This is a genomic window from Nocardioides sp. NBC_00163, assembly GCF_045206295.1.
In the GTDB taxonomy this organism is placed as follows: Bacteria; Actinomycetota; Actinomycetes; order Propionibacteriales; family Nocardioidaceae; genus Nocardioides.
The window spans coordinates 2,712,195-2,735,283 of record NZ_CP108155.1 but is presented as its reverse complement, the minus strand read 5'-3'; the positions used below and the strand labels follow the sequence as shown (position 1 = coordinate 2,735,283).

The following is a 23,089-nucleotide window of genomic DNA, read 5'->3' as shown; positions in this document are numbered from 1 at the left end:
CGCCGCTCAGCGCGGGCTGGCGGGATGGAGTGCCAGCGCGGACCTCGACCGGACGTGCGCCTCGCAGTGACGGACGAGCTCGGCGTACGCCGCCTTGCCCATCAGTTCGGTCAGCTCGGCCTGATTGGTGAGGTAGACGGGCTCGACGGCGACGTGGGCCTCGGTGTTGCCGGAGCAGTACCAGTCGAGGTCGTGGCCGCCCGGACCCCAGCCGCGCCGGTCGTACTCGGTGATCGTCACCTCGGTGTAGGTCGTCCCGTCGGTCAGCTCGACATCGCGGAACGTACGCCGGATCGGCAGCTGCCAGCACACGTCCGGCTTCGTCTCGAAGTGCTCCCGACCCTCGGCTGCGGCCAGGATGTGGAGCGCGCACCCCGATCCGCCGGCGAAGTCGGGCCGGTTGGCCAGGACGCACGACTCCTGCCCACGAAACTCCGTTACCCGGGTCTTCCGCTCGCCTTCGTCGTCGAGCTCGACCCAGTCGTCGGTCTCCACTTCACGCCCCGGGTGCTGCTCCCACAGCTCAGGGGTCAGCTTCTGGACGAATCCCGCCGTCCGGGCCTCGTCCTCCTCGTCAGCGAAGTGCGCCCCCAGCGTGCAGCACCCCACGTCCGGTGAGCTCTTGAACATCCCCGGGCAGCCGTTGCCGAAGATGCAGGAGTACGCCGACGTCAACCAGGTCAGGTCGCAGCGCATCCGCTCGTCCGGGTCGTCGGGGTTCACGAACTCCACCCACGCACGCGGGAAATCCAGGGGTACCTCAGGCACCTGCCAAGCCTACGTGGTCGATCGATGTCCGACGGTTCACCGAGCGCTCCACGGACGGAGCTTCTCGGGGTTGCGTACGGCCCAGATGCGGGTGATGCGGCCGTCGGCGACGTCGAAGGCGTAGACGGAGACGGTGGCGCCGTCCAACTCTCCGACCAGGCCGGGCTGGCCGTTGACCGTGCATTCGCGCAGGGTCACCGCCGGGCCGCGAGCGGCGATGTCCATCCAGGCACCGGCGATCTGCTCGGCGCCGCTGATCGGTTCGAGGAAGGCCAGGGCCAGGCCGCCGCCGTCGGCGGTGGCGATCGCCTGGGGGTCGAGGAGCCCGACGAGGGCCTCGATGTCGCGCGACTCCCAGGCCTGCTTGAAGCCGCGGACCAGGTCGGTGCGCTCGGTGGTCGACGGGTCCCGTGAGGTGTCGATGCGGCGGCGGGCGCTGGAGGCGAGCTGGCGGCAGGCCGCTGGAGTGCGGCCGACGACGTCGGCGATCTCGGCGAAGGTGTAGCGGAAGATGTCGTGCAGGACGAAGGAGACCCGCTCGGCGGGTGTCATCGAGTCCAGCACCACCAGGAAGGCCATGCTGATCGACTCGTCGAGCGTGACCCGGTCCGCGGGGTCGGCAGGGGCCGACTCGGTGCCGTCGAGCCAGCCGCCGGGCACCGGCTCCGGGATCCAGTCGCCGACATAGTGCTCCCGCCGGGCTCGTGCGGAGCCGAGCAGATCCAGGCAGATCCGGCTGGCGACCGTCGTCATCCACGCGCCAGGAGAGGCGATCGCCTCCCGTTGCTTCTCGGACAGGGCGTACCAGCGGGTGTAGGTCTCCTGGGCCACGTCCTCTGCCTCGGCGAGCGAGCCGAGCAGGCGGTAGGCGAGATTGATCAGCTGGCGTCGCTCGCTGATCACCTCGGCGAGGTGCGGGTCGGTCATGGTGACTCCTTCGTCTGCAGGTCTACAACCCAACCGACGAAACAGCGACCCGATCTGTGAGACCACCTGACATTCCGTACGTCTCCTTCGTCGGAGGGGCAGCAGACCCATCACGGAGAACAAGGAGTCCGGACATGATCAGCATCGGCATCATCCTCGGCAGCACCCGCCCCAACCGCAACGGCCCACAGGTCGCCCAGTGGGTCCAAGATCTGGCGTCGCACCGCGACGACGCGACCTTCGAGCTGGTCGATCTGGTCGACCACCCGCTCCCGCACCTGGACGAGCCCGTGCCGCCGATGTTCGGGCCGTCGGCCAACCAGCACACCCGCGACTGGGCCGCGCGGATCGCCCCGTTCGACGGGTTCGTGATCGTGACGCCGGAGTACAACGGCGGTATGCCCGGGGTCTTGAAGAACGCCATCGACCACGCCTGTGCGGAGTGGACGAACAAGGCGGTCGGGTTCGTCTCCTACGGAGTCAGCGGAGGCGCTCGGGCGGTCGCCCAGCTGCGTACGGTCTGCGGGACGTTGGGCATGGCCGACGTGAGTCGCCCGGTGGAGCTCTCGCTGTTCACCGATTTCGAGAACCACACCAAGTTCGTGCCGGGGGAACGTCACGCGACCGCGCTGGCCACCATGCTGGATCAGGTCGTCTCGTGGAGCACCGCGCTCGCGCCGCTGCGCGAGGGCAGCCTGGTCGGGGCCGAGGCAGGTCGGTCATGAGTGCGCACGAGGAGGCCGCGATCCGCGGCCAGATCGAGAAGGTCATCGACGGGCTGCGAGCCAAGGACCTCGACATCCTGCGAGAGCCGTACGCCTCCGATGTCGTCTCCTTCGACGTCGAACCGCCGCTCCAGCATGTCGGGATCGAGGCGAAGCTCGCCAGCTGGGCGCGCGTGTTCCAGGTCTTCGAGACCGTGGACTACGAGCTGCGGGACCTGATGCTCAGCATCGGCGGCGACGTGGCGTTCGGGTACGCCTTCGGCCGGCTCAGCGGGACGATGAGGAACGGGGTCGCCGCGGCCGGCATGTGGGTGCGAGTCACCTACGGGCTGCGCAAGATCGACGGCACGTGGAGGATCGCCCACGACCAGGTCTCGGTCCCGTTCGACATCGTCAGCGGCAAGGGCGTGGTCGATCTCGAGCCCTGACCGGCGCCCACCTCGGCGATTCCGGGTGGCCGGGGTGGGCGGCGTATTCTTGTAGGGACGGAGCGACTGCTCCGTATCCATTGTGTGTATCACCTCGCGCTGGCCCCGCCGGCGGACCAAGGCGGCACAGAGCCGCGGTTCGCAGCGGGAGGTTCGAAAGAGATGTCAGTGCAGGGCGAGCAGAATTTGGTGCGCGCCGTCGGAGGGACGTACTTCCCACTCGCGCTGGTCGCGCGGATGCCGTACGCGATGATGGTCGTCGGTGTGCTGACGCTGGTCGTCGCCGGCCGCGACTCGCTGGCGCTCGGTGGTCTGAACTCCGCGATGGTCGGGATCGGAGCCGCGTCGTGCGGCCCGCTCCTCGGCGCCGCGGTCGACCGGTTCGGTCAGCGGCGGGTGCTGCTGGTGGTCGGCGCCGCGAGCAGCGCGATGCTGGCCGCGATGGCCTGGGTGGTCTACAGCCCGCTGCCCGACGCGGTCGTGCTGGCGGTGGCGTTCCTGGTCGGCGCGACCGCCCCGCAGATCGCGCCGTTGTCGCGGTCGCGGCTGATGGCGATCATCTCCGCGTGCATCGTCCCGGGACGTCGCGTGCGGGTGATCAACTCGACCATGGCCTACGAGTCGGCGGCCGACGAGATCGTCTTCATCGTCGGTCCCGTCGTCGCGGGCGTCCTCGCCGTCACGATCGACCCGTGGGCGCCGGTCGTCGCCGCCGCGGTGCTCACCCTGATCTTCGTCTCCGCCTTCGCCCTCCACCCGAGCGCCGCGACCGCACAGGCCTCGTCCGGCCGTACGCCGGCTGCCGGCTCCGTGCGTGAGCTCGCCCGTCCGCGCGTGGTCGTCATCGTGGTCGGCATCCTCGGCGTCGGGCTCTTCTTCGGCTCGATGCTCACCTCGCTGACCGCGTTCATGGCCGACCACGGGCGCCCCGAGGAGGCCGGCCTGGTCTACGCCGCGATGGGAGTCGGGTCGGCCGCGCTGGCGCTGGGCGTCGCCGTCTTCCCGGTCGGCTTCACCTCGGCCGCGCGCTGGCTGGTCTTCGGCGGCCTGATGCTCGCCGGCGCCCTCGCCCTGCCGGGGGTGTCGTCGGTGACCGGGATGGTCGTCGCGCTGCTCGTCATCGGTCTCGGGATCGGCCCGACGCTGGTCACCCAGTACGGCCTCGGTGCCCGTCGCAGCCCGGTCGGCCGGTCGGCCACCGTGATGACCATGCTCGGCTCCGCGGTGATCCTCGGCCAGTCCCTGGCCTCCGCCGTCACCGGCGGCGTCGCCGAACGCTGGGGCACCGAGGCGGCCCTGGCCCTGCCTGCCGCCGCCGCGCTCGTCGTCGTGCTCGCCGGGCTGGTCAACGCCCGAATCGGGGAGCGGGCTGTACCCGCTGCGGCTCCCAGCCCCGAGCGCGCGGTGGCCACCGCCGACCGCTGATTTCGGTCGGAGGGCAACCTTTGGAACACCGCGTGGGCGCGGCGAAGTAGCGTAGACCCATGCGTCTGGGCGTACTCGACATCGGATCGAACACGGGACACCTGCTCGTGGTCGACGCCCACGGCGGGGCGGCCCCGTCACCGGCGTACTCGTTCAAGCAGCCGTTGCGGCTGGCAGAGCACCTCGACGAGGCCGGTGATGTGACCGAGGCCGGGATCGAGGCGTTGACCGACTTCACTCGTGAGTCGGTGGCGGTCGGGGAGGAGAAGGGCGTCTCGGAGATGCTGGCGTTCGCGACCTCGGCGGTGCGCGATGCGGGCAACTCGCAGCAGGTGCTCGATCGCGTACATGCCGAGACCGGGGTCGAGATCGAGGTACTTCCCGGCGACGACGAGGCGCGGCTGACCTTCCTGGCCGTACGCCGCTGGTTCGGCTGGTCCGCCGGACGGCTCGCCGTCTTCGACATCGGCGGTGGGTCGCTGGAGATCGCGGCCGGACTCGACGAGCAGCCGAACGTCGCCTGGTCGCTGCCGCTGGGTGCCGGCCGGCTCGCGCGCAGCTACTTCGGTGACCGGCCGACGGAGGAGGAGCTGCGAGAGCTGCGCCGGACGATCCGCGCCTCGATCGCCGACGACGCGGGCAAGATACTGCGCGACGGTCACCCGGACATGGCGGTGGCGACCTCGAAGACGTTCCGCTCGCTGGCACGCATCTGCGGAGCCGCGCCGAGCGGTGAGGGGCTGCGGGTGCGCCGCGAGCTGCGGCTGGCCGAGCTGCGCGACTGGATCCCGAAGCTGTTGGAGATGTCGCTCGAAGAGCTGTCCGAGCTGCCCGGGGTCAGTCCGTCGCGGGCCCATCAGATCGTGCCTGGCGCGCTGGTCGCCGAGGCGTGCCTCGACATCTTCGACGTACCCGCCTTCGAGATCTGCCCGTGGGCGCTGCGTGAGGGTCTGATCCTCGACCGCCTCGACCACCTGTCCTTCATCGGCAGTTCCGATTCTGGAAGGTCCGACTAGGAGGCCCCGCGATGATCTCGCTGTCGACGTCCTCGACCTATCCCGAGTCGACCGCCCACGGCTTCGCCTATGCGGCCGAGGTGGGGTACGACGGGGTCGAGGTGATGGTCGGCATCGACGCGCTGTCGCAGCAGACCCATGCGGTCAAGCAGCTCGCCGAGCACCACGGCCTACCCATCGTCGCGATCCACGCGCCGACCCTGCTGTTCACCCAGCAGGTCTGGGGCTTTGAGCCCTGGGGCAAGCTCGAGCGGTCGGCCGAGATGGCTGTCGAGGTCGGTGCGGGGGTGGTCGTCGTACATCCGCCGTTCCGCTGGCAGCGCGAGTACGCGGCCGGTTTCGTGGAGGGGATCGCCACGCTGGAGCGCTCGACCGGGCTGCGGTTCGCGGTGGAGAACATGTATCCGTGGCGTGCGGCCAAGCGCGCCACGCAGATGTACCTGCCCCACTGGGACCCCTCGACCGAGGACTACGCCAACACCACCATCGATCTCTCCCACGCCGCGATCGCCGGCGACGATGTGATCGAGATGGCGAAGCGGCTCGGGTCGCGGCTGCGGCACATCCACCTCACCGACGGCAGCGGCTCGGCCAAGGACGAGCATCTCGTGCCCGGGCGGGGCCGCATGGGCGCCGACCGCTTCCTGCGCCATCTGGCTGCCTCGGGGTTCGACGGTGAGATCGTCCTCGAGATCAGCACCCGACGCGCCCACTCCCGCGCCGAGCGCGTCGCGGCCCTCCGCGAGTCGCTCGAGTTCGCGCGGAAGCACTTCCAGGCCTGACCTGCCCGCCGGTCGAGCCACCCGTCAGTCGTGGGCGGCGAGCCAGGACCAGGTGAGCGAGGTCAGGGCGAGGACGAGGACGGCGGTGGCGACGCCCCACCAGCCGACGACGTACGCATAGCCGAGCAGCCAGCCGAAGAGGCTGGAGCCGCCGTAGTAGAAGAGGTTGTAGAGGGCGCTGGCCTGAGCCTTTCCGACCCGCGCGCGGGCCCCGACCCAGCCCGAAGCGACGCCGTGGGCGCCGAAGAAGCCGGTGGTGAGGACGAACAGGCCGGTCAGGACCATCGCGAGGTTGTCGGGGAAGGTCATCACGACGCCGACGATCGTGATGACGACGCAGGTCAGCATCACCTTTCGCCGCCCGTGGGTGGCGGCCAGCCGGCCCGCGACCGACGAGGAGACGGTGCCACCGAGATAGGCGAAGAAGATCTGGCTCGAGATCGCCACCGGGAGCCCGAAGGGCTCGCGTTCGAGGCGGAACCCCAGATAGTTGTACGTCGCCACGAACCCGCCCATCAGCAGTGCTGCCTGCCCGTAGAGGACGAGCATGCCCGGGTCGCGGAGGTTGGCGAGCACACCCTCGCGTACGGACGTGGTCGGCCTGCCGACCGGGCGGACCCAGCCCTGGGCGCGCGGGATCAGGGTGATGGCGATGATCGCGGCGATCGCCGAGAGGACGCCGCCGGCGGTGACGCCCAGGCGCCAGCCGCCGAGATCGGCGAACGGCCCGGTGATGACCCGGCCGAGGAGGCCGCCGACGGTGGTGCCGGAGATGTAGATGGCCGCGGCGAGGCTGACGTGGCGTACGTGGATCTCCTCGGCGAGATAGGCGACCGCGAGGGCGGGTACGCCGCCGAGCGCGAGGCCCTCGAGGCTGCGCAGGACGAGGAGCGAGGCGAAGCCGGGGGCGAGCGGGGTGAGCAGGCCGAGGACGAGCGACATCGAGAGCGCGATCTTCATCGCCGGCGCCCGGCCGATGCGGTCCGCGACCCATGACCAGCCGAGGACGCTGACCGCGAGGCCGAGGGTCGCGGTGGAGACGGTGAGCGCGGCCGAGGCCTCGTTGACCTCGAGCGCGTGCGCGACGGTGGGGAGGATGCCCTGGGTGGAGTACATCTGCCCGAAGGTCGCGATCCCGGCGGCGAAGAGGCCGATCAGGATCCGCCGGTAGCCGCTGCTGCCGGCATCGTGCCCGACCCACGGGCGGGTCAGGGAGGCATCGACGGACATCGTTCTCACGGTAAAGCAGGTGTTGTGGGTGGGTGAAGCCGCGGCGTACGTGAGATATCTCTACTCTGGGGGCGATGTCAGCGCTGACGGATCGGCTCTCCGATCGACTCTCGACGCGTCTCGTCGGTGTCGACGTGGCGCGGTGCCTGGCGTTGCTGGGGATGATGGCGACGCACGTGCTCGACCCGGTCGACGCCTCCGGGGAGCTGACCAGGATCCAGGCCGTCGCCGGTGGCCGGTCCGCGGCCCTCTTCGCGGTGCTCGCCGGGGTCAGCCTGGCGTTGATGACCGGACGTCAGCAGCCGGTGCGGGGGCAGGTCCTCGCGTCCCGGTCGCTGGGGCTGATTGCGCGGGCCGTGCTGATCGCCGCGCTCGGGCTGGTGCTCGGGTCGCTCGGCACCGGCATCGCGATCATCCTGACCTACTACGGGGTGCTGTTCCTGCTCGCCATCCCGTTCCTCGGGCTGCGGGCGCGGTGGTTGTGGCTGCTCGGTGTGCTCTGGGTCGTCGTCGGGCCGCTGTTGTCGCAGGTCATCCGGCCGATACTGCCGCCGCGGCAGTTCTCCAGCCCGGAGCCGTCGCAGCTGCTGGAGCCGGGCCGGCTGCTCGCCGAGCTGCTCTTCACCGGCTACTACCCGGCCGTCCCGTGGCTGGCCTACGTGCTGATCGGGATGGCCATCGGCCGTGTCGATCTGCGCAACCGCCTCGTGGTCGACATGATCTGGACCAGCGGCATCATCATCTCCGTCTCGGCCACCTGGCTGTCGGGAAGGCTGACCCGGCTGCCGTCAGTGGCCGAGGTGCTGCTGCGTACCTATCCGGAGCTGGACATCGACGGGGCGCTGACGGCAATGAGCCACGGTCTCTACGGGCAGACGCCGGTCGACGGCGGCTGGCAGTGGCTGCTGGTCGTCGCGCCGCACTCCTCCACGCCGTTCGACCTGGCGCAGACGATCGGCACCTCGATGTTCGTCATCGGCGCCTGCCAGATGATCGCGCTGCGGCTGCCGGACCGCTGGCGCGCTGGGATGGCGGTGCTGTTCGGCGCCGGCACGATGACCCTCACCCTCTACACGCTGCACGTGGTGATGAAGACCGATGCCGTCTGGCCGCCGGAGACGCCCGACACGTACGTCTTCCACGTGCTCGTCGTGATGACGATCGGCGCGCTCGTCACCGCGTGGGGTCGTCCGGGTCCGCTCGAATGGCTCGTCGGTCGTCCCGCTGCCTGGTTGCGCCGAACAGAGCCTCGCCCCGAGCTGCCGTCGTCGGGTTAGCGTGCTCCCATGAGCTCCACGGCACCGCGGCGAGGGCGCAGGCCCGGTTCGCCGGACACGCGGGCGGCGATCCTGGCGGCGGCTCGGCAGCGCTTCGCGCAGCAGGGGTACGCCGCGACCTCCGTCCGCGGGATCGCGACCGCCGCCGGGGTCGACTCTGCCCTGGTGCACCACTACTTCGGCACCAAGGAGGACCTCTTCGTCGCCTCGCTGGAGCTGCGGGTCGATCCACGAGACGTCGTTCCCGTTGTCGCCGCCGGGGGGCGTGACGGCGTGGGTGAGCGGCTCGTACGCCTCCTCCTGAGCATCTGGGACGACGAGGAGTCCCGGCTCCCGCTGATGGCGTTGATGCGCAGCGCCTTCGAGCCGGAGGCGAAGGCTCTGGCGCCGGATGCCTTCGGTCGGCTGATCCTGGCTCCGGTCAGCGAGGCCCTCGAGCTCGACGAACCCGAGCGGCGGATCACGTTGGTGGCCTCGCAGCTGGTCGGGCTCGTCGCGCTGCGCTACATCGCCCGGATCGAGCCGCTCGCCTCGGCTCCGGTGGACACGCTGGTGGCGACGTACGCGCCGGTGGTCCAGGGCTATCTGACCGGGCCTTTGCCGTAGTCCTCTTGCGTGCGGCGCCCCGTCGTGCCACATTTCATCATGTGATGAATAACGTGGTGGAGGCATCCGGTCTCCGAGTCGTACGCGGGAAGCGTGAGGTCCTCCATGGCCTCGACTTCTCCATCCGGGCAGGTGAGGTCACCGGGCTGCTCGGGCCGTCCGGCTGCGGCAAGACGACGCTGATGCGGGCCCTGGTCGGTGTGCAGGCGAAGGTCACCGGGACCCTCACCGTCCTCGGCCGTCCGGCGGGCTCGGCCGCGCTGCGCCCGCGGATCGGGTATGTCACGCAGGCGGACAGCGTCTACGCCGACCTGACGGTCACTGAGAACCTGAGGTTCTTCACCCGGGTGCTCGGTGCGCCGATGTCGTCGGTCTCCGAAGCCATCGAGACGGTCGACCTCGTCGACCACAAGGACCAGGTCGTACGCGATCTCTCCGGTGGTCAGCGCTCGCGGGTCGGGCTCGCCGCCGCGCTGCTCGGATCACCTGACCTGCTGGTGCTCGACGAGCCGACCGTCGGGCTCGACCCGGTGCTCCGCGAGCAGCTGTGGGGCACCTTCCGGGACCTGGCCGCCGCAGGTGCGGCAGTCATCGTCTCGAGCCACGTGATGGACGAGGCCGATCGCTGCGACCGGCTGCTGCTGATGCGCGACGGAGCCTTCCTCGCCGACGGCAGCCCTGCCGAGATCAAGCAGAAGGCGAGCGCCGACGACATCGAGCACGCCTTCCTGACCCTGGTGAAGGCGGGAGCACGATGAGTCTGCGACGCACCCTGGCCGTGACCGGGCGGGTCCTCGCCCAGATCCGGCGCGACCACCGCACCCTGGTGATGCTGGTCGTCCTTCCGACGCTGCTGATGACCCTGCTGTGGTGGATGTACGAGGAGTCACCCGCGCCGATCTTCGACCGGATCGGTCCGGCCCTGCTGGCGATCTTCCCGTTCATCGTGATGTTCCTGGTCACCTCGGTGACCACGCTGCGCGAACGCTCCTCGGGGACGCTCGAGCGACTGCTGGCGATGCCACTGGGCAAGGGCGACTTCCTGCTCGGCTATGCGCTGGCGTTCGGGCTGCTCGCCGCGGTCCAGTCCGGCGTGGCCGTCGGGGTCAGCGTGGGTCTGCTCGGGCTGGAGATCAGCGGCTCGGTCGCCCTGCTCGTGGTCGTAGCGATCGTCGACGCCATTCTCGGCACCGCGCTCGGGCTGCTCGTCTCGGCCTTCGCCACCACCGAGTTCCAGGCCGTGCAGTTCATGCCCGCGATCGTCGTCCCGCAGATCCTCCTCTGCGGCCTGCTCGTACCGCGCGAGTCGCTGCCCCCGGTCCTGGAGGCCATCTCCGACGTACTCCCGCTCTCCTACGCCGTCGACGCGATGACCCACCTGGTCACATCCACCGAAACCGGCGAGGTCTGGACCGACCTGGCTGTCGTCGCCGGGTTCGTCGTGGCCGGCCTCGCCCTCGGCGCGGCGACGCTGCGGCGGCGTACCCCCTGACCGCCGAGACGTCACTTCTGCAGGCCGAGACGTCACTTCCGTCGGTCGAGTTGGCATCGAGATGCCAGCTCGGGCGACGCGGGTGACGCCTCGGTGGGTTGTGAGGCGGTGAGCGGAAGTTGACGGAAGGGGTACGGAGAGCGGATCAGCGCGAAACCTTGACACCGGAATGTAGAGGTCGCCAGTCCCCGACCCGAAACGGTGTGAGTACGCGTGACCGACACCCACTGTCCTTACTGCAGTTTGCAGTGCGGGATGACCCTTTCACGCAAAGGGCCCCGCCTCGAGGTCAGTGAGAGATCGTTCCCGGTGAACGAGGGTGCGTTGTGCCGCAAGGGGTGGACTGCGGCGGGGCTGCGCGGGAGCCGCGAGCGGCTCACCACGCCGATGGTGCGCGACCGGGCGACGGGGGAGTGGAGCGCGGCGACCTGGGACGAGGCCCTCGACCTGGTCGCCTCCAAGGTCGCCGACCTGCGGGAGACCCACGGCGCCGACGCCAATGCCGTCTTCGGTGGCGGCGGCCTGACCAACGAGAAGGCGTACCAGCTCGGCAAGTTCGCCCGGGTCGCCCTCGGCACCTCCCAGATCGACTACAACGGCCGTTGGTGCATGTCCTCGGCGGCCTCGGCCGGCAACCAGGCCTTCGGCGTCGACCGCGGCCTGCCGTTCCCGCTGGCCGACATCGAGAAGACCGACGTCTGTGTGCTCGTCGGCTCCAACCTCGCCGAGACGATGCCGCCGGCGGCCCGCCACCTCGACCGGCTGCGTGAGAACGGCGGCAAGGTCGTCGTCATCGACCCGCGGCTGACCCCGACCGGCGAGCGCGCCGACCTCTTCCTCCAGCCGGTACCCGGCACCGACCTGCCCCTCGCGCTCGGCGTCCTCCACCTCCTCGACGCCGCCGGCGCGGTCGACGAGGACTACATCGCCGAGCGGACCACGGGCTTCGAGGACGTACGCCGCTCCGTGGCCGCCTGGTGGCCGGAGATGGTCGAGCGGGTCAGTGGGGTCGAGGCCGCGCAGCTGCGCGAGCTCGCCGACCTGCTCGCCGGTGCGGGGAAGGTGATGGTCCTGACCGCGCGCGGCGCCGAGCAGCACGCCCAGGGCACCGCCACCGTCCTGGCCTGGCTCAACGTGGCGCTCGCGCTCGGCATGCCCGGAAAGGCGTACGCCGGCTACGGCTGCCTGACCGGTCAGGGCAACGGCCAGGGTGGCCGCGAGCACGGCCAGAAGGCCGACCAGCTTCCCGGCTACCGGATGATCGACGACCCCGCCGCCCGGGCGCACGTCGCCGCGGTCTGGGGCATCGACCCCGAGACCCTCCCCGGCAAGGGCCGCTCCGCGTACGAGCTCCTCGACGCGCTCGGCACCCCCGAGGGCCCCAAGAGCCTCATCGTCTTCGGCTCCAACATCGTCGTCTCCGCCCCCAACGCCACCCACATCACTTCGCGACTGGCAGATCTCGACCTGCTGGTCGTCGCCGACATGGTGATGAGCGACACCGCCGCGCTGGCGGACGTGGTCCTGCCGGTGACCCAGTGGGCCGAGGAGACCGGCACCATGACCAACCTCGAGGGCCGGGTGATCCTGCGCAACCAGGCGATCAGCGCCCCCGACGGGGTCAGGAACGACCTCGACATCATCACCGGTCTCGCCACCCGCCTCGGTGCCGCCTCGACCTGGTCGACCGATCCCGAGGAGATCTTCGAAGAGCTCCGCGCGGCCTCGAAGGGCGGCAAGGCCGACTACAGCGGCATCACCTACGACCGCATCCGCGAGGAGGACGGCGTCTTCTGGCCCTGCGCCGAAGGCTCTGCTGGATCTCTGGGCGAGGGCACCCCGCGCCTCTTCGCCGACTCCTTCTTCCACGCCGACGGCCGTGCCCGCTTCGTCGACGTCGCCCACCGTGGCCCGGCCGAGCAGCCGAGCGCCGACTACCCGCTCCACCTGACCACCGGCCGGGTGCTCGCGCAGTACCAGTCCGGTGCCCAGACCCGGCGGATCAAGGACCTTCCCGACGAGGGCGCCTTCGTCGAGCTCCACCCGCTGCTGGCCGACCGGGTCGGCGCCCACGACGGCGACCCGGTCGTCGTACGCACCCCGCGCGGCGAGATGAAGGCGCCCGCGCGGATCGTGACCACGATCCGCCCGGACACGGTCTTCGTACCGTTCCACTGGGTCGGCGCCAACAAGCTCACCAACGACGCCCTCGACCCGTCGAGCCGGATGCCGGAGTTCAAGGTCTGCGCCGCGGCGGTGACGGCATGAGCGAGAAGCGCATTGTCATCATCGGTGGCGGCATGGCCGCGGCGCGGCTGGTCGAGGGACTGGTCGCGCGCGGCCTCGGCCCGCAGACGACCGTGCTCGCGGAGGAGCAGCACGCGCCGTACAACCGGATCCTTCTCTCCGCCGTGCTTGAGGGCACCCACCGTCCCGGGGCGCTCGCGCTGCGCGAGAAGCAGTGGTACGCCGACAGGGGAGTCGACCTCCGCCTGGACAGCCTCGTCGTCGACATCCACCGTGACCGCCACGAGGTCGAGCTCGCCGACCGGACGAGGGTTCCGTACGACGCCGTCGTGCTGGCTACCGGGGCCATCCCGAGCCTGCCGCCGATCCGCGGTGTGGTGCGGATGGACGGCTCGCTGGACCCGCGGGTGCAGGCGTTCCGCAGCCTCGACGACTGCGCGCGGCTGCTGGCCCTCCTCAACCGACAGAGCCTTCACGACCACCCGCGCAGCGCGGTGATCGTCGGCGGTGGTCTGCTCGGCCTCCAGGTCGCCCGCGCCCTGGCGGTCCGCGGCATCGAGACCGAGATCGTCGAGGGCCGCGATCACCTGCTCAGCAGCCAGGTCGACGCGTCGGCCGGCAAGGTGCTCAAGCGGTCGATGGCCAAGCTCGGCACCCAGGTCTACCTCGGCGCCCGCGCGACCAGGCTGACCGACGAGGGGCTCAAGCTCGACAACGGCTACACCCTCGAGACCGACCTGGTGGTGCTCACCGCCGGTGGCCGGCCGCGCGCCAACCTCGCCCGCCGCGCCGAGCTCACCGTCAACCGCGGCATCGTCGTCGACGACCAGCTGCGCAGCGTCGACGACCCGGACGTCTACGCGATCGGCGACTGTGCCGAGCACAACGCGACCGTGACCGGCTTCGTCTCGCCGGCATGGGAGCAGGCCGGGGTTCTCGCCGACGTCCTGGCAGGCGGCCCCGCGACCTATCAGGGACACCGCGTCGTCGCCCGGCTGCGCGCCACCGACCTCGACGTCTGCGTCCTCGGCGAGCCCCAGAACGAGACGGGCGAGGTCGTCGAGATCGCCAACCCGGTCAAGGGCACCCACCGCAAGCTGGTCGTACGCGACGGCCGAATCGTCGCCGGCGCCCTCGTCGGTGACCTGAGCCGGGTCGGCCTGATCACCCAGGCCTTCGACCGGCAGACGGTGCTCGGCGAGCACGAGGCGGGCCAGCTGCTGCTGCCCGAGCCGTCCAACAGTCCGCGTCCGGAGCTCCCCGACGACGCGGAGGTGTGCGCCTGCGCCGGTGTCAGTGCCGGCCGGATCCGGGCGTGCCGGTCCCTCGAGGACGTACGCGACACCACCCGTGCCACCACCGGATGCGGCGGCTGCGCGCCGACCGTACGTCAGCTCCTGGCCAGCCGGCCCAGCGGCACTCAGCTCAATGCAACGCAGCTCAGTATGGAAGGAACTACGTCATGAGCCCTCACCTCCGCAAGAAGGTCGTCGTCGTCGGCCACGGCATGGTCGGTCACCGCTTCGTGACCGCGGCGATCGAGCGTGGTCTCACCGAGACCCACGACATCGTGGTCTTCGGTGAGGAGCCGCGCCCGGCGTACGACCGGGTCGCCCTCACCAGCTTCTTCGAGGTCGGCGCCGAGGCACTCTCCTTCCTGCCCTCCGGTGTCTACGAGGACCCGCGGGTCACCCTGCGCACCAGCACGAGCGTCGTCGAGATCGACCCCGCAGCCCAGACGGTGATGCTCGCCGACGGCGAGGAGATGGCGTACGACGAGCTGGTGCTCGCCACCGGAGCGGCGCCGTTCGTGCCGCCGGTGCCGGGTTCGGAGCTCGGGAACGTCTTCGTCTACCGCACGATCGAGGACCTCGAGGCGATCCGCGAGGCCGCGAAGACCGCGAAGGCTGGTGCCGTGATCGGCGGTGGCCTGCTCGGGCTGGAGGCCGCCAACGCGCTGCACCAGCTCGGCGTCAAGACCCACGTGGTCGAGCTCGCGCCGCGGCTGATGGCCGTGCAGGTCGACGACGCCGGCGGCAACACGCTCAAGCGTCACATCGAGAAGCTTGGCCTCACCGTGCACACCGGTGTGATGACCGAGTCGATCTCGACAAGCTCGATCACCGATATCTCGGTCCTCGACGAGGACGAGTCCGGCGAGGTCGACGGCAAGGTCAGCGCGCTGAAGTTCAAGGACGTCGAGGAGCCGCTGCCGGTCGACATGATCGTCTTCTCGGCCGGCATCCGGCCGCGCGATGCGCTCGCCCGCGCCGCCGGCCTGGACCTGGCCGAGCGCGGCGGTGTGCTGGTCGACGAGCAGTGCCGATCCTCCGACCCGCACGTGTGGGCGGTCGGCGAGTGCGCCGCGCCCGGCGGCAGGATGTACGGCCTGGTGGCCCCCGGCTACGACATGGCCGAGGTCGTCGCCGACGCGCTGCTCGGCGGCGCCGGCACGTTCACCGGTGCCGACATGTCGACGAAGCTCAAGCTGCTCGGTGTCGACGTCGCGAGCTTCGGTGACGCGCACGGCACCACCGACGAGTGCCTCGAGCTCACCTACTCCGACGCCGTGGCCGGTGTCTACAAGAAGCTCGTGATCAGCGAGGACGGCACCCGCCTGCTCGGCGGCGTGCTGGTCGGCGACGCGAGCGCCTACGGGCTGCTCCGGCCGATGGTCGCCTCGGGCATGGTCCTTCCGGAGAACCCGGAGGAGCTGATCCTCCCCCAGTCCAGTGGCGGTGGGGGAGGCATCCAGCTTCCGCTGGAGGCGCAAGTCTGTTCGTGCAACAACGTCACCCGCGGTGAGATCGAGGCGGCCGTCGACAACGGCTGCGAGAGCGCGGCGGACGTCACCAAGGAGACCAAGGCCGGGTCGACCTGTGGTTCCTGCAAGGTGCAGGTGAAGAAGATCGTCGAGGACTACTTCACCGCCCAGGGCAAGACCGTCGACACGAGCCTGTGCGAGCACTTCAAGATGACCCGCGCCGAGCTCTTCGACGTGGTCCTGATCCACGGCTACAAGACCTTCGACCAGATCATCGAGGCCCACGGCACCGGGCGCGGCTGCGACCTGTGCAAGCCCGCCGTCGCGAGCATCCTGGCGAGCCAGCTCAACGGGCACGTGCTGGCCAAGGAGAATCGCAAGCTCCAAGACACCAACGACGCATACCTGGCCAATCTCCAGAAGAACGGCTCCTACTCGGTCGTCCCGCGCATCCCCGGCGGCGAGATCACTCCCGAGGGCCTGATCGTGATCGGTGAGGTGGCCAAGGACTTCGGGCTCTACACCAAGATCACCGGCGGCCAGCGCATCGACATGTTCGGCGCTCGGATGGAGGACCTCCCCGCGATCTGGAAGCGCCTGGTCGACGCCGGGTTCGAGTCGGGCCACGCGTACGGGAAGTCCCTGCGGACCGTGAAGTCCTGCGTCGGCTCGACCTGGTGCCGCTACGGCGTCCAGGACTCCGTCGGCCTCGCGATCATGCTGGAGACCCGCTACCGCGGGCTGCGCTCGCCGCACAAGCTCAAGGGTGGCGTCTCCGGGTGCGCCCGCGAGTGCGCGGAGGCCCGCGGCAAGGACTTCGGCGTCATCGCCACCGAGAAGGGCTGGAACCTGTACGTCGGGGGCAACGGTGGCGCCATCCCGGCCCACGCGCAACTGCTCGCCGGTGACCTGAGCACCGAGGAGCTGGTCAGCTACCTCGACCGCTTCCTCATGTACTACGTACGCACCGCCGACCGCCTCCAGCGCACCTCGACCTGGATCGACTCCCTCGACGGCGGCCTGGACCGGGTGCGCGAGGTCGTGGTCGACGACGTCCTCGGCCTGGGCACCGAGCTCGAGGCCGCGATGGCGCGCCACACCGAGACGTACTTCGACGAGTGGAAGGCCACGCTCGAGGATCCGGAGAAGCTGCGCCGGTTCGTCTCCTTCGTCAACGCCCCCGACATCCCCGACCCCAACATCTCCTTCGGGTCCGCCCGCGGCCAGATCGTCCCGGAGGTCGGCGAGGAGCCGGCCGCCGTCGGCCCGGTCTCGCTCGGTTCCTCGATCCCTGTCGGAATGCCCACCATGGAGGAGTCGCGATGACCGAGACCCAGACTCAGCCCGTGACGTACATCGCCGTCTGTCGCCTCGACGACATCGACCCGGAGACGGGCATCGCCGCGCTGGTGCGCGGGGAGGCCGTCGCCGTCTTCCGAACCCTCGACGACCGTGTCTTCGTGCTGTCGAACTTCGACCCGTACGGTCACGCCTCGGTGCTCGCCCGCGGGATCGTCGGGACGCGTGGTGAGGTGCCGTTCGTGGCCTCGCCGCTGCTCAAGCAGCCGTTCTCGCTGGAGAGCGGCCAGTGCCTCGACGATCCGTCTGTGTCGGTCGCGACCTACGAGGTCGACGTCGTCGACGGAGAGATCCGGGTCGGCGCCCGGCGATGACGAACGCGGCACAAATGACCCAGGGGACCTACGATTCCGATGTGGACAGTGGCGCGTTGAGCGGCTTCCGCGTCGGCGTGACCGCGGCGCGGAAGGCCGAGGAGCAGATCAACCTGCTCGAGAGGCGGGGAGCCCAGGTGGTCTGGGCGCCCGCGCTCTCCGTCGACCCCAACCGGGTCGACGCCGGCGCGCTGCGTGTGGTGACCGAGCAGATCATCGGCCAGAAGATCGACATGTTCCTGGCCACGACCGGCATCGGGACCCGCACGTGGTTCGACGCCGCAGAGGAGTGGGGCCTGCTCGACCGGCTCCTGGAGACGCTCGGCGGCGCCGAGATCCTGGCCCGCGGACCGAAGTCGGTCGGTGCGATCCGACGGCGCGGGCTGCGAGAGCTGTGGGCACCGGAGTCGGAGGAGTTCGACGACGTCCTGGAGCATCTGCGCGGCCGCGACCTGACCGGCAAGCGGATCGTGGTGCAGGAGCACGGGCAGTCGCTGTCGATGGTCGCGCACGCGCTGACCCGGCAGGGTGCCGAGGTCATCAACGTGGTCGTCTACCGGGTCGAGTCGGCAGCGGACCCCGAACCGATGTTCCGGCTGGTCGAGACGTTGACCGACGGCGAGCTTGACGCGGTCACCTTCACCTCCGCGCCGGCCGTGGCCGCGTTCATGCAGGCCGCCGGGTCGGTGGGCCTGCGCGACGAGGTCGTGGCGGCGTTCCAGGCCGATGTGGTCGCGGCCTGCGTCGGTCCGGTGACCGCCGCAGCCTTCGAGATGTGGGGCGTACCCACCATGATCCCCGACCGCTCCCGCACCGCGGCCATGGTCAAGATGCTCCAGACCGAGCTGCCGCTGCGCCGCGAGGGCCTGCTCATCGAGCTCGCCGGCGGTCACCAGCTGCTGCTCCACGGCGACGCGGTGATCCTCGACGGCGCCGAGGTCAAGCTCTCGCCGGCGCCCGCCGCCGTTCTGGGTGCTCTCGTCGCCAACCCCGGCATCGTCGTCTCCCGGCAGGCCCTGCTCGCCATGCTCCCCTCCGGCACCGCCGGCTCCGAGCACGCGGTCGAGATGGCGGTCGCCCGGCTCCGCTCGGCGCTCGGCACCAAGACCATCCAGACCGTCGTGAAGCGCGGCTACCGGCTGGCGGTGGGCTCATGAGGCTCGTCGTCGTCGCCCACGGCACCCGGCAGCTGCTCGGCAACGCGGTCGCCTCGATCATCGCCAAGCGGGCCGGTCGCGTGCTGGGGATGGAGTCGAAGGCTGCGTACGTCGAGCTCTGCGAGCCGCTGCTCACCGACGCCCTGGCCGACGGCCAGCCGTCGGTCGTGGTCCCGCTGCTGCTCTCGACCGGCTACCACATCAAGGTCGACCTGCCGCAGGCCGCCGAGGGGCTGCCGGTGGCGATGGGCCGCGCGCTCGGACCGGACCCGCTGCTCGCCTCCGCGCAGGTCTCCCGGCTGGTCGCCGCCGGCGCGGTTCCCGGCCAGCCCGTCGTCCTGGTCGCCGCCGGCTCCAACGACCCCTCGGCCCGCGCCGACATCGCGGCGGCCGGTCTGATGCTGGAGAAGGCCTGGGGTGGTCCGGTCAGGGTCGCCACCGTCTCCGGCTCCGGCGCCCCGCCCGTCGACCAGGTCGTACGCCCCGGCGACGCTGTCTCGCCCTACCTGCTCGCGCCCGGCTTCTTCTCCGACCTGGTCCGCTCGCGCGCCTCGGCCGCGGGTGCCGAGATCGTCGCCGACGTCATCGGCCCGCACCCCGACGTGATCGAGCTGGTCGTACGCCGCGCTGCGGTGCTCCTCGCGGAGGAGCGCTCCGCGCAGGCCGGCTAACCGCTGGTCGAGGGTGGCTCAGGTCGTGTAGTCGGCGTTGATGCGGATGTAGCCGTCGGTGAGGTCGCAGCCGTAGACGGTGAACTCGCCGTTGGCGATGCCGAGGTCGACCTCGATCGAGACTTCATCGCCAGACAGATAAGTCGACAAATCTGCCAATAGATTTGCCGAGACCTGGGCGGGGTAGGTCTCGGTGCCGCCGAAGGCGATGCGTACGTTCTCGGGGGAGATGTCGGTCTCCTCGCGGAGCTTGCCGATGGCCATCGCGACGCGGCCCCAGTTGGGGTCGGCGCCGTGGACGGCCGTCTTGACCAGGGGCGAGTTGACGATGGCCTTGCCGACCCGCTTGGCCTGGTCGGCGTCGCGGGCGCCGCTGACCGAGACCGTGATCAGCTTGGAGGCGCCCTCCCCGTCGGAGGCGATCTTCTTCACCAGCGCCAGCGCCGCGTCGTAGAGCGCGGCCTCGAACTCGACCAGGTCGACCGCCCCGGCCGTGCCGGAGGCGAAGATCGCGGCGGTGTCCGAGGTCGAGGTGTCGGTGTCGATCGAGACGGCGTTGTAGGTGCGGTCGACGACCCGGCGGAAGGCCGCGTCGAGCTCGGTGGCGGGCACCGCGGCGTCGGTGAAGAAGTAGGTCAGCATCGTGGCCATGTCGGGCTCGAGCATCCCGACGCCCTTCGCGATCCCGGTGATCGTCGCGTCACCGACGGTCCGGGCCTCGATCTTGGCGATCGTGTCGGTCGTCATGATCGCGGCCGCGGCGGCGTCGAAGTCGGCGTCGCCGGCAGTCCCGGCGAGCTTCTCGAGCGCGGGCGTGAGGACGTCCATCGGGTACTGCACGCCGATCACGCCTGTCGAGGCAACCAGCAGCTCCTCGGGACGGACGCCGACGACCTCGGCCGCCAGGCGGCGTACCTCCAGGGCGTTGGCCTCGCCCGTCGGACCGGTCGCGACGTTGGCGTTCTTCGAGATGGTCACCACCCCGCGGAACGCGGAGACGTCCGAGGCTCGGGAGAGCAGCACCGAGGCGCCGGCGAAGCGGGATCGGGTGAAGACCGCTGCGCTCGTGACCGGGCCCGAGGGGGCGGCGACGACGGCGAAGTCGTCAGCGCCCTCCTTGAGTCCGAGGTTGGCGGTGACTCCGACGAATCCGGCTGGTTGAGGCATGCTGACAGCCTAGGCTCTGCCCGATCTCCGGGTCAGCGCGTCTCGGGTCCTATGTCCGCAACCACGCGAACGCGGCGGCTTCCAGGATCATCCAGGACCGAAGTACGCGGCCCACGAACGTGATCGCGACGAAGAGCATCAGGTTGGCCTTGAGGGTGCCGTAGACCACCGCCAGGATCGCCAGCGGCGGAAGCCCGCTGAGTGCGGCGACCGCGAGCAGCCCGCCGGCGTAGGCGGGTCGGCCCTGCGTACGCCGCTCCCACTTCTCCATCCGCTTCTGCCACTTCTCGCAGGACATCTTCTTGCGGACGATGGGGAGCGAGGTGGTGCCGTGGCCGGCGTAGTACCAGACGACCTTGGAGCTCGTCTGGCCGACTCCCGCGACCAGAGCGAGCACCAGGGCGGAGAAGGTCAGGTTCGAGGCGGCCACCGCGAGGTAGGTCTCGAAGTTGATGACGGGGAAGAGTCCTCCGGCGAAGGAGGCGGCGAAGGTCCCGAGAATGAGGTCCATCAGGCGACCTCTGGACCGCTCACGAATTGAAACAATTCAACGTCAGTGTGTTGGGGGATCACTCGCGAAACCTTAGATGTAATCCGTGTCACCATGCGACATCGGCGTCACATCCACATTACGGACCTCCCGCCGAAATGAGGCGTTTCTCACTTAAACATGGGGGTCACAAGGGTCTCAGGACCGGCTATCGGAACATCGCCTGCAGTTGGATCGATCAATTGTCCAGGCCCGTGATCGATGACCCACTCTGGTGCACGGTACCCCGGTTGGAGGCCTCTTCAACTGGGGTAACGTGCCTGCAATCGGCGAAACTTTTGAAGGGTGTCGGAATGGTTGACGTGGACAAGGTCCTCGATGAGGCGGGGCTGACGAATCCTCATGTGCGGGAGTACGTCTCCTACTGGGCAGGGGTGACCGGAGCCGAGCAGATCGAGGTTGTCAGCGCAGCCGACGACGAGCGGCTCCTCCAGGAGTCGCTGGCAGCGGGTGAGCTTCTCCCGGTGACGGGCGGTCGCTACTACAGCCGTTCCTACAGCAAGGACACCGCGCGCTCCGAGGAGCGCACCGTGGTCGCCACCTCCAACCCGGAGGACAAGGGCGTCTACAACAACTGGAAGCCGGCCGAGGAGACCGTCAAGACGCTCACCGAGCGGATGACCGGCGCCTCGGCGGGCAAGACGATGTACGTCATCCCCTACCTGATGGCTCCGGCCGGCTCGCCCCTGGAGGCGTACGCCGCGGGTGTCGAGCTCACCGACAGCCGCCCGGTCGTGCAGCAGATGATCCGGATGGCGCGCGTCGGCATCGACTACATCAACAACCTCGCCGACCCGAGCTCCTTCGTCCGTGCGGTGCACGTGACCGGTGACCTGCCCAACCTCGGGCAGGGGACCGACAAGGACCAGCGTCTGTTCGCGACGGTCGCCGACCAGCGTACGATCCTCCACTTCGGCTCCTCCTACGGCGGCAACGCGCTGCTGGGCAAGATCGCCCACGGCCTGCGCCAGGCCTGCTACGACGGCCGCGCCTCCGGCAAGTTCCTGGCCGAGCAGTTCCTGCTGCTGGGCATCAAGGACAAGGAGACCGGCGAGGACTTCCACGTCGTCGGTGGCTTCCCGTCCGCCTCCGGCAAGACCAACCTCTCGATGACGCTCTCGCCCGACGCCCTCGGTGAGCGTTACGAGGTCACCTTCTACGGCGACGACATCGCCTGGATCTGGGTCGGCGAGGACGGCAAGCTCTACGCCTTCAACCCGGAGAACGGCGTCTTCGGCGTCGCCAAGGACACCAACGAGAAGACCAACCCGGGCGCCGTTCAGGCGATCCTGCCGGGCTCGGGCGCGATCTTCACGAACGTCGCCTACAACGAGAAGACCCAGGAGGTCTGGTGGGAGGGGCTCACCAAGCACCACCCGGACGACCTCGACGGCTGGATCGACTGGAAGGGCGAGCGCATCGCCGACCGGATCGACGACGAGCTGGGCGACCCCTGGGCCCACCCCAACTCCCGCTTCACGGCGCCGATCTCGCAGGTCCCCAACGCGGCCCCCGACTTCGACAGCCCGGCCGGCGTGCCGGTCGACGCGATCATCTTCGGTGGCCGCACCCGTGACCGCGAGCCGCTGATCCGCGCGATCACCGATGTGGCTGAGGGCGTCTACGACGGCCTCACCCTGGGTGCCGAGGCGACCGCCGCGGCCGACGGCCTCGAGGGCGTGCTGCGCTACGACCCGATGTCGATGCGTCCGTTCCTCGCCTACGAGGAGGGCGACTACGCCCGCCACTGGCTCAAGATCATCGGTGAGGCCACCGACAAGCCGGTCTTCGCCCACGTCAACTGGTTCCAGCGTGACTCCGAGGACGGTCACTTCCTGTGGCCCGGCTACCGCGAGAACGTGCGCGCGCTGCTGTGGCTGCTGCAGTTCAAGAAGGGTGAGGTCAAGGGCCAGCAGAGCCCCGTCGGCGTCATCCCGACCGAGGACGAGCTCGACCTGCGCGGCCTCGACCTGCCGCAGAGGGACCTCGACCGGATCCTCTCCCTGGACCTGAACCGCTGGAAGCAGGAGATGGGCTTCCGCGAGGAGCACCTCAAGCAGTTCAAGCTGCCGGAGGAGATCTGGGAGGCGCACAAGCGCGTCGCAGCCGCGATCGACGAGGCCGCTCAGGCCTGATCGAGACCACAGCCTGGGGCGGCGTACGGAACTTCTTTCCGTACGCCGC

At 69.9% G+C, this 23,089-nt stretch carries 21 protein-coding genes; 16 read left to right on the top strand and 5 right to left on the bottom strand.

Annotated elements, in window-relative coordinates; translation table 11 throughout:
* Positions 1-6: 6 nt before the first annotated feature.
* Both OG801_RS13170 and sigJ read right to left on the bottom strand, forming a co-directional pair.
* Positions 7-768 carry a hypothetical protein gene (locus OG801_RS13170; protein WP_355017504.1) on the bottom strand — a complete coding sequence of 254 codons (762 nt, stop codon included), beginning with the start codon at positions 766-768 and terminating at the stop codon, positions 7-9.
* 36 nt (positions 769-804) lie between these two features.
* Positions 805-1,695, bottom strand: coding sequence for an RNA polymerase sigma factor SigJ (gene sigJ / locus OG801_RS13165; RefSeq protein WP_406036042.1), 891 nt, complete (start codon positions 1,693-1,695; stop codon positions 805-807).
* Positions 1,696-1,829: 134 nt separating this feature from the next.
* Here sigJ and OG801_RS13160 point away from each other — a divergent pair, with 134 nt between their 5' ends.
* The 5 genes from OG801_RS13160 to OG801_RS13140 all read left to right on the top strand — a co-directional run bounded on the left by OG801_RS13160 (position 1,830) and on the right by OG801_RS13140 (position 6,071).
* Positions 1,830-2,420, top strand: coding sequence for an NADPH-dependent FMN reductase (locus OG801_RS13160; protein WP_406036041.1), 591 nt, complete (start codon positions 1,830-1,832; stop codon positions 2,418-2,420).
* Positions 2,417-2,848, top strand: coding sequence for a YybH family protein (locus tag OG801_RS13155; RefSeq protein ID WP_406036040.1), 432 nt, complete (start codon positions 2,417-2,419; stop codon positions 2,846-2,848). Before OG801_RS13160 ends, OG801_RS13155 begins: the two co-directional genes overlap by 4 nt.
* A 162-nt stretch (positions 2,849-3,010) precedes the next feature.
* Positions 3,011-4,273 carry an MFS transporter gene (locus OG801_RS13150; RefSeq protein ID WP_406036039.1) on the top strand — a complete coding sequence of 421 codons (1,263 nt, stop codon included), beginning with the start codon at positions 3,011-3,013 and terminating at the stop codon, positions 4,271-4,273.
* Positions 4,274-4,332: 59 nt separating this feature from the next.
* Positions 4,333-5,289, top strand: a complete 957-nt coding sequence (locus OG801_RS13145) for a Ppx/GppA family phosphatase (RefSeq protein WP_406036038.1) — start codon at positions 4,333-4,335, stop codon at positions 5,287-5,289.
* Positions 5,290-5,300: 11 nt separating this feature from the next.
* Complete coding sequence (locus OG801_RS13140) at positions 5,301-6,071, top strand: sugar phosphate isomerase/epimerase family protein (RefSeq protein ID WP_406036037.1); 771 nt, start codon at positions 5,301-5,303, stop codon at positions 6,069-6,071.
* Between the two features lie 24 nt (positions 6,072-6,095).
* On the opposite strand, the gene OG801_RS13135 is transcribed toward OG801_RS13140, so the two are convergent.
* The gene (locus tag OG801_RS13135; RefSeq protein ID WP_406036036.1) at positions 6,096-7,301 is read right to left on the bottom strand and encodes an MFS transporter; all 1,206 of its coding nucleotides are present in this window, start codon (positions 7,299-7,301) and stop codon (positions 6,096-6,098) included.
* A 74-nt stretch (positions 7,302-7,375) separates the two neighbouring features.
* Here OG801_RS13135 and OG801_RS13130 point away from each other — a divergent pair, with 74 nt between their 5' ends.
* The 10 genes from OG801_RS13130 (at position 7,376) to OG801_RS13085 (ending at position 19,188) form a co-directional block, all read left to right on the top strand.
* Positions 7,376-8,578, top strand: a complete 1,203-nt coding sequence (locus OG801_RS13130; protein ID WP_406036035.1) for a heparan-alpha-glucosaminide N-acetyltransferase domain-containing protein — start codon at positions 7,376-7,378, stop codon at positions 8,576-8,578.
* Between the two features lie 9 nt (positions 8,579-8,587).
* Positions 8,588-9,184, top strand: a complete 597-nt coding sequence (locus OG801_RS13125; protein ID WP_406036034.1) for a TetR family transcriptional regulator — start codon at positions 8,588-8,590, stop codon at positions 9,182-9,184.
* 44 nt (positions 9,185-9,228) lie between these two features.
* The gene (gene ccmA, locus OG801_RS13120; protein WP_406036033.1) at positions 9,229-9,942 is read left to right on the top strand and encodes a heme ABC exporter ATP-binding protein CcmA; all 714 of its coding nucleotides are present in this window, start codon (positions 9,229-9,231) and stop codon (positions 9,940-9,942) included.
* Entirely contained in the window at positions 9,939-10,676 is a 738-nt protein-coding gene (locus OG801_RS13115; protein WP_406036032.1) for an ABC transporter permease, read from the top strand. Before ccmA ends, OG801_RS13115 begins: the two co-directional genes overlap by 4 nt.
* Positions 10,677-10,889: 213 nt before the next feature.
* Entirely contained in the window at positions 10,890-12,944 is a 2,055-nt protein-coding gene (locus OG801_RS13110; RefSeq protein ID WP_406036031.1) for a molybdopterin oxidoreductase family protein, read from the top strand.
* Positions 12,941-14,389 carry an FAD-dependent oxidoreductase gene (locus tag OG801_RS13105; RefSeq protein ID WP_355017519.1) on the top strand — a complete coding sequence of 483 codons (1,449 nt, stop codon included), beginning with the start codon at positions 12,941-12,943 and terminating at the stop codon, positions 14,387-14,389. The genes OG801_RS13110 and OG801_RS13105 overlap by 4 nt, the downstream gene beginning before the upstream one ends.
* Positions 14,386-17,013, top strand: coding sequence for a nitrite reductase large subunit NirB (nirB, locus tag OG801_RS13100; RefSeq protein WP_406036030.1), 2,628 nt, complete (start codon positions 14,386-14,388; stop codon positions 17,011-17,013). Before OG801_RS13105 ends, nirB begins: the two co-directional genes overlap by 4 nt.
* Entirely contained in the window at positions 17,010-17,360 is a 351-nt protein-coding gene (gene nirD, locus OG801_RS13095; RefSeq protein ID WP_406036029.1) for a nitrite reductase small subunit NirD, read from the top strand. The genes nirB and nirD overlap by 4 nt, the downstream gene beginning before the upstream one ends.
* A gap of 56 nt (positions 17,361-17,416) precedes the next feature.
* Positions 17,417-18,517 (top strand): uroporphyrinogen-III synthase, encoded by a 1,101-nt coding sequence (locus OG801_RS13090; protein WP_355017521.1) that lies wholly within the window; start codon positions 17,417-17,419, stop codon positions 18,515-18,517.
* Positions 18,514-19,188, top strand: a complete 675-nt coding sequence (locus OG801_RS13085; RefSeq protein ID WP_406036028.1) for a sirohydrochlorin chelatase — start codon at positions 18,514-18,516, stop codon at positions 19,186-19,188. The genes OG801_RS13090 and OG801_RS13085 overlap by 4 nt, the downstream gene beginning before the upstream one ends.
* 18 nt (positions 19,189-19,206) lie before the next feature.
* On the opposite strand, the gene argJ is transcribed toward OG801_RS13085, so the two are convergent.
* Together argJ and OG801_RS13075 are read right to left on the bottom strand one after the other, a co-directional pair.
* Positions 19,207-20,355, bottom strand: a complete 1,149-nt coding sequence (argJ, locus tag OG801_RS13080; RefSeq protein WP_406036027.1) for a bifunctional glutamate N-acetyltransferase/amino-acid acetyltransferase ArgJ — start codon at positions 20,353-20,355, stop codon at positions 19,207-19,209.
* A 49-nt stretch (positions 20,356-20,404) separates the two neighbouring features.
* Complete coding sequence (locus OG801_RS13075; protein WP_406036026.1) at positions 20,405-20,866, bottom strand: hypothetical protein; 462 nt, start codon at positions 20,864-20,866, stop codon at positions 20,405-20,407.
* Positions 20,867-21,198: 332 nt separating this feature from the next.
* Here OG801_RS13075 and OG801_RS13070 point away from each other — a divergent pair, with 332 nt between their 5' ends.
* On the top strand, positions 21,199-23,040 hold the full coding sequence (locus OG801_RS13070; RefSeq protein ID WP_406036025.1) for a phosphoenolpyruvate carboxykinase (GTP): 1,842 nt from the start codon (positions 21,199-21,201) through the stop codon (positions 23,038-23,040).
* Positions 23,041-23,089 lie beyond the last annotated feature (49 nt).